The sequence below is a fragment of the Nocardia thailandica NBRC 100428 genome, assembly GCF_000308795.1.
GTDB lineage: Bacteria > Actinomycetota > Actinomycetes > Mycobacteriales > Mycobacteriaceae > Nocardia > Nocardia thailandica.
In genome coordinates this window covers 1-4,533 of record NZ_BAGK01000179.1, presented here as the reverse complement: position 1 = coordinate 4,533, position 4,533 = coordinate 1, and the positions used below count along the sequence as shown (strand labels likewise).

The window sequence follows — 4,533 nt, the reverse complement described above, 5'->3', positions numbered from 1 at the left end:
GGATTTTCATGGCCTCCGACGGTATGGGGCGGGTCCGGCGGAGGCGTCCCGCTGCGGACCGGTTCTACGAGGCACTCGGACGGGTGATCCGGCGCCGGGGTCACACCAGGGTAGGGGGTGCGAATCGGCACGTGGGTATGAGGTCCACTCACCGGACGGTTCGTAGGCTCGGTGCCATGATTCCCGCAGTGCGCTCGCAGGCCGCCCGCGCAGGCGCCCACACCTGGTTCGGCCTGTTCGTGGTCGTCGTGGCGCTGATCCTGTTCAGCATCGCCTGGCCGACCCTGCACGTCACCCATCAGGTCCCGGTCGGACTGGCGCCGATGCTCGCGGGCCTGGCTGCCCTCCCGATCCTGCTGGTGCGGGTCAACCCGTCGCTGGGCTGGGCGATCTCGGCGGGCTCGGCGCTGCTGATCTCGCTGGCGGTGCCCAACCAGCCCGGCAACGACCTGCCCTTCGAGGTCGTGCACATCATCGTGCTGTTCGTGCTGCTGTTCGCGGTCGGGCTCACCGCGCCGGTGCCGATCGTCGCGGTGGCCTGGGCGGCGACCTCCATGCTGTTCGCCACCACCATGCCCGGCTCCGAGCAGGGCCCGCTGTTCGGCTGGCCGCTCGGCTTCGGCGCGCTGGTGCTGTTCGGGTACCTGCTGCGCACGGTGATCACCTCCCGGCGCAAACTGCGGGTCCAGGCCGAGGAGACCGAGCTCGAACGCGCGCGGCGCACCGTGCTGGAGGAGAAGGCGCGCATCGCCCGCGACCTGCACGACGTGGTCGCCCACCACATGTCGATGGTCGTGGTGCAGGCCCAGACCGCGCCCTACCGGATCGACGGCCTCGGCCCCGAGGCCACCGCCGAGTTCGCCTCCATCGGCGGCACGGCCCGCACCGCGCTCAACGAGATCCGGACCCTGCTCGGCGCCCTGCGCAGCGACGGCCAGCTGCCCGAACACGCGCCGCAGCCGGACGCCGCCGACGTGCCCGCGCTGTGCGAATCCGCCCGCCGGGCAGGCGTTCCCGTGACCTGGCAGGTCACCGGCGAGCTCACCGACGTCGGCGGCATCACCGGCCTGACCCTGTACCGCGTCGTCCAGGAGTCGCTGGCCAACGCCGCCCGGCACGCCGCGGGCGCGCCGGTGCGGGTGGCGGTCGTGGTGGCGGACGAGGTGACCGTCTCGGTCCGCAACGACGCCCCGGCCGCCGTGCCCGCCCTGGCCGGCGCCGGGGGCGGGCACGGACTGGCCGGAATGCGCACCCGGGTCGAGGCCGTCGGCGGCGAACTGCGCACCGGGGCGACCGCCGAGGGCGGCTACGAGGTTTGGGCGCGGCTGCCCGGCGAGCGGTGAACCGGACGGCGACGGCCGGTGGTAAATACACTGTCGATCGTGGCAACAACGGTTCTGATCGCGGACGACCAAGCGATGGTGCGCCAGGGCTTCGGCGCCCTGCTCGCCGCGCAGCCGGACATCAGCGTCATCGGTGACGCCCCCGACGGCCGCACCGCGGTCGCCGAGGCCAAGCGCCTGCGGCCCGACGTGGTCCTCATGGACGTGCGCATGCCGGAGATGAACGGCCTCGACGCGGCCAGGGAGATCCTGGCCGCGGGCTTCGATCCGCCGGTGCGGGTGCTCATGCTGACCACCTTCGACATCGACGACTACGTCTACGAGGCGCTGAGCCTCGGCGCCAGCGGGTTCCTGCTCAAGGATGCGCCCGCGGAGGAACTGGTCCGCGCGGTGCGGGTCGTCGCCGAGGGGCAGGCCCTGCTCGCGCCGACCATCACCCGCAGGCTCATCGCCGACGTCACCCGGCGCCGCGCCGCCCGGCGGCCCGTGTCGGCGCCCGCGCTGAACCAGCTCACGCCCCGCGAACGCGAGGTGCTCGAACTGGTCGCCAAGGGCATGTCCAACACCGAGATCGCCGACGCGCTGTTCGTCGCCGAGCAGACGGTGAAGACCCATGTCTCCAAAGTGTTCTCGAAGCTGGGTCTGCGCGACCGGGCACAAGCGGTCGTGCTGGCCTATGAATCCGGGCTCGTCGTTCCCGGCTGAGCGGGCACGCTCAGCGCGGGCACACCCCGCCGCGCAGTTCGGACAGGTGGCGGCCGACCAGCGCCGCGAGGGCGTCCAGCAGCGCGGTCGTGTCCTCGAAGGTGCCCGAGTCCGCCTGCGCGGCCAGGGCGACGGCCAGCCTGCCGCTGCCGATCGGCACCAGCCCGAACTGGCGCACCGTGTACACGCCGGTCTCGTCGTCGGGGCCCCAGCCGCCCTTGTACTCGGCGCCGTCGAGCAGGCCGAGACCCCAGCTCTGCTCGGGGGTGATCTCGCCCATCAGCTTGGTGACGGCCTCGGTGTCGGGCAGGCAGGGCAGCCGCGAGGCGAAACGCACCTGGTTGGCCAGCGTCCACTCGGTGCCGCCGAAGGAGGTGTCGTCCAGGCGGGTGCGCGGGGCGCCCACGCCGGTGGTCGCGTCGCCCGCCTCGTCGAGGACGTCCTGCACGGCCTGGGCGGCCTCGGCGTTGTCGCCCAGCGACTCCCACAGCGCGTAGGCGGCGTCGTTGTCGGACACCGTGATCGCGGCCTCGACCTCCTCGAGGATCGAGGCGTCGGTGTCGTGGCGCAGCGCGGCGACGGCCAGGGGCACCTTCATGGTCGACCAGGCGATGCCGGAGGTCCAGTCGCCGTAGATGGTCATCCGGCCGCCGCCGACCGGCATGAGCGCCAGGCCGACCTGGCCCGGCAGCTTGGACTGCAGCTGGGTGAACTCCGCGGCCAGCGAATCCGGCAGCGTGATGGACATGCCCGGGTTCCAGGAGTCGGAGCTGGCCACGGTGACCGTGGGCGGGGCGGACTGGTCCCGGCCGGACACACCACAGGACGCGGTCAGCGCAACAGCTGCCGCGGACAGGCCGATGAGCAGGCCGCGACAGCCCCGGCCCGTTCCGGTCGAACTCACCACCGAACCCTCCCCACCACCTGCGCGCGTCGGCGCGGACTCCGGCGGTGCAAACTACTCGTCGAGCGTGTCCGGCGCGATCCGGACACCGCAGACCAGTTTTGCCGATTCTCGCGCAGAATTCGAAAAAACGAGGTCGGTCGGCCGAACGAACGTCAGGCTGGTCGGAATCCGCTGCTGGAAGGGGGCCCGAGTGCTCGAGATCGGTGAGGTGTTCGCCGGGTTCACCGTCGAGCGTCTTCTCGGCCAGGGCGGCATGGGCACCGTGTACCTGGCGCGCCATCCACGGCTGGACCGCCCGACCGCGCTCAAGCTGCTCAATCGCGACCTGTTCGCCGACGCGCGCGTGCGCGCCCGGTTCGAGCGCGAGGCCGACCTGGCCGCCCAGCTCGACCATCCCGCCATCGTGACCGTCTACGACCGGGGGACCGAGGACGAGCAGCTCTGGATCAGCATGCAGTACGTCGACGGGGTCGACGCCGCCACCGTCGATCCCATGACCCTGCCGCCGGAACGGGCCGTGCAGATCGTCGAGGGCGTCGCCGACGCCCTCGACTACGCGCACAGCCGCGGCGTGCTGCACCGGGACGTGAAGCCGGCCAACGTGCTGCTCGCCCGCTCCTCCGGCGGCCAGGGCGAGCGGGTCTTCCTCACCGACTTCGGCATCGCCCGGCTGCGCGCCGACTCCACCCACCTGACCCAGCAGGGCATGTTCACCGCCACGCTGGCCTACGCCTCGCCCGAGCAGATGACCGGCGGCGACCTCGACGGCGGCTCCGACCAGTACTCCCTCGCCTGCACCCTGTACTGGCTGTTCACCGGCGTCGCCCCCTTCGACTCGCCCGACCCGAACGAGATCATCCGCGGCACCATGCATCTCGCGCCGCCCCCGCTGGCCCTGCGCCGCCGCGGCCTGTCCCCGGCCCTGGACGCCGTGCTGGCCGCCGCCATGGCCAAACACCCCGCCTACCGCTTCGAGAGCTGCGCCGCCTTCGCCGCCGCGGCCCGCTACGCGCTCACCCACACGAACCCACCGCCCCTGCCCGCCCCGCCGGCGCAGCCCGCGCAGGGCTACGGCGGCTACTACCCGCCCGCCCCCGGCTACGCGGCCCCGGTCTGGCCCGCGCAGGCCCCGATTCCGCCTGCGGCACACCAGCATCGGCCCGCGGCCCCCGTGCCCCCGGCCGCCGTGCCCCCGGTCGTGCCACCCCAGGGCGTGCCGCCGCAGGCCGTGCCGCCCCAAGGCGTGCCGCCGCAGGGCGTACCGCCGCAGCGGGCGGCGCAATCCCCTGTGCCACCCGGCGCGGCGGCGCCCGCGCACCCGCAGGCGCCCGCCGGCGGGGCGGGCCCGGTGGCGGGATCCCCGGCCGTCCCCGGCCCGCTCGCGGGTGTACAGCAGGCCGGTGTGGTGGGCGCGCCCCAGGCTGTCGGTGAACCGGGCGCCGCCTTCGTCCCGGGTTCCGTCGGCGCGGAAGACCTGTCGACGGTCGACGCCGCCGCACCGGGCAGGAGCGCCGGCGGTGCGGCGGGGACCGCGTCCGGTGCCGCCGCATCGGCGGGCGCCCCGGCGGGCGCCGTCGG

At 73.7% G+C, this 4,533-nt stretch carries 4 protein-coding genes; 3 read left to right on the top strand and 1 reads right to left on the bottom strand.

The window, feature by feature from the left end:
* Positions 1-176: 176 nt before the first annotated feature.
* Complete coding sequence (locus ON36_RS19250; RefSeq protein WP_043655391.1) at positions 177-1,343, top strand: histidine kinase; 1,167 nt, start codon at positions 177-179, stop codon at positions 1,341-1,343.
* A 39-nt stretch (positions 1,344-1,382) separates the two neighbouring features.
* Entirely contained in the window at positions 1,383-2,048 is a 666-nt protein-coding gene (locus ON36_RS19245) for a response regulator (protein ID WP_043655389.1), read from the top strand.
* Between the two features lie 10 nt (positions 2,049-2,058).
* Here ON36_RS19245 and ON36_RS19240 read toward each other — a convergent pair whose 3' ends face one another.
* Positions 2,059-2,952 carry a serine hydrolase gene (locus ON36_RS19240; RefSeq protein ID WP_043655384.1) on the bottom strand — a complete coding sequence of 298 codons (894 nt, stop codon included), beginning with the start codon at positions 2,950-2,952 and terminating at the stop codon, positions 2,059-2,061.
* Between the two features lie 193 nt (positions 2,953-3,145).
* Here ON36_RS19240 and ON36_RS19235 point away from each other — a divergent pair.
* Positions 3,146-4,533 (top strand): serine/threonine-protein kinase (locus tag ON36_RS19235; protein WP_157224944.1); only part of this gene is annotated, 1,388 nt, incomplete at its 3' end.

Coding starts and splice junctions, on each gene's coding strand:
- ON36_RS19250 (WP_043655391.1), top strand. CDS start 177: ATGATTCCCGCAGTGCGCTCGCAGGCCGCCCGCGCAGGCGCCCACACC.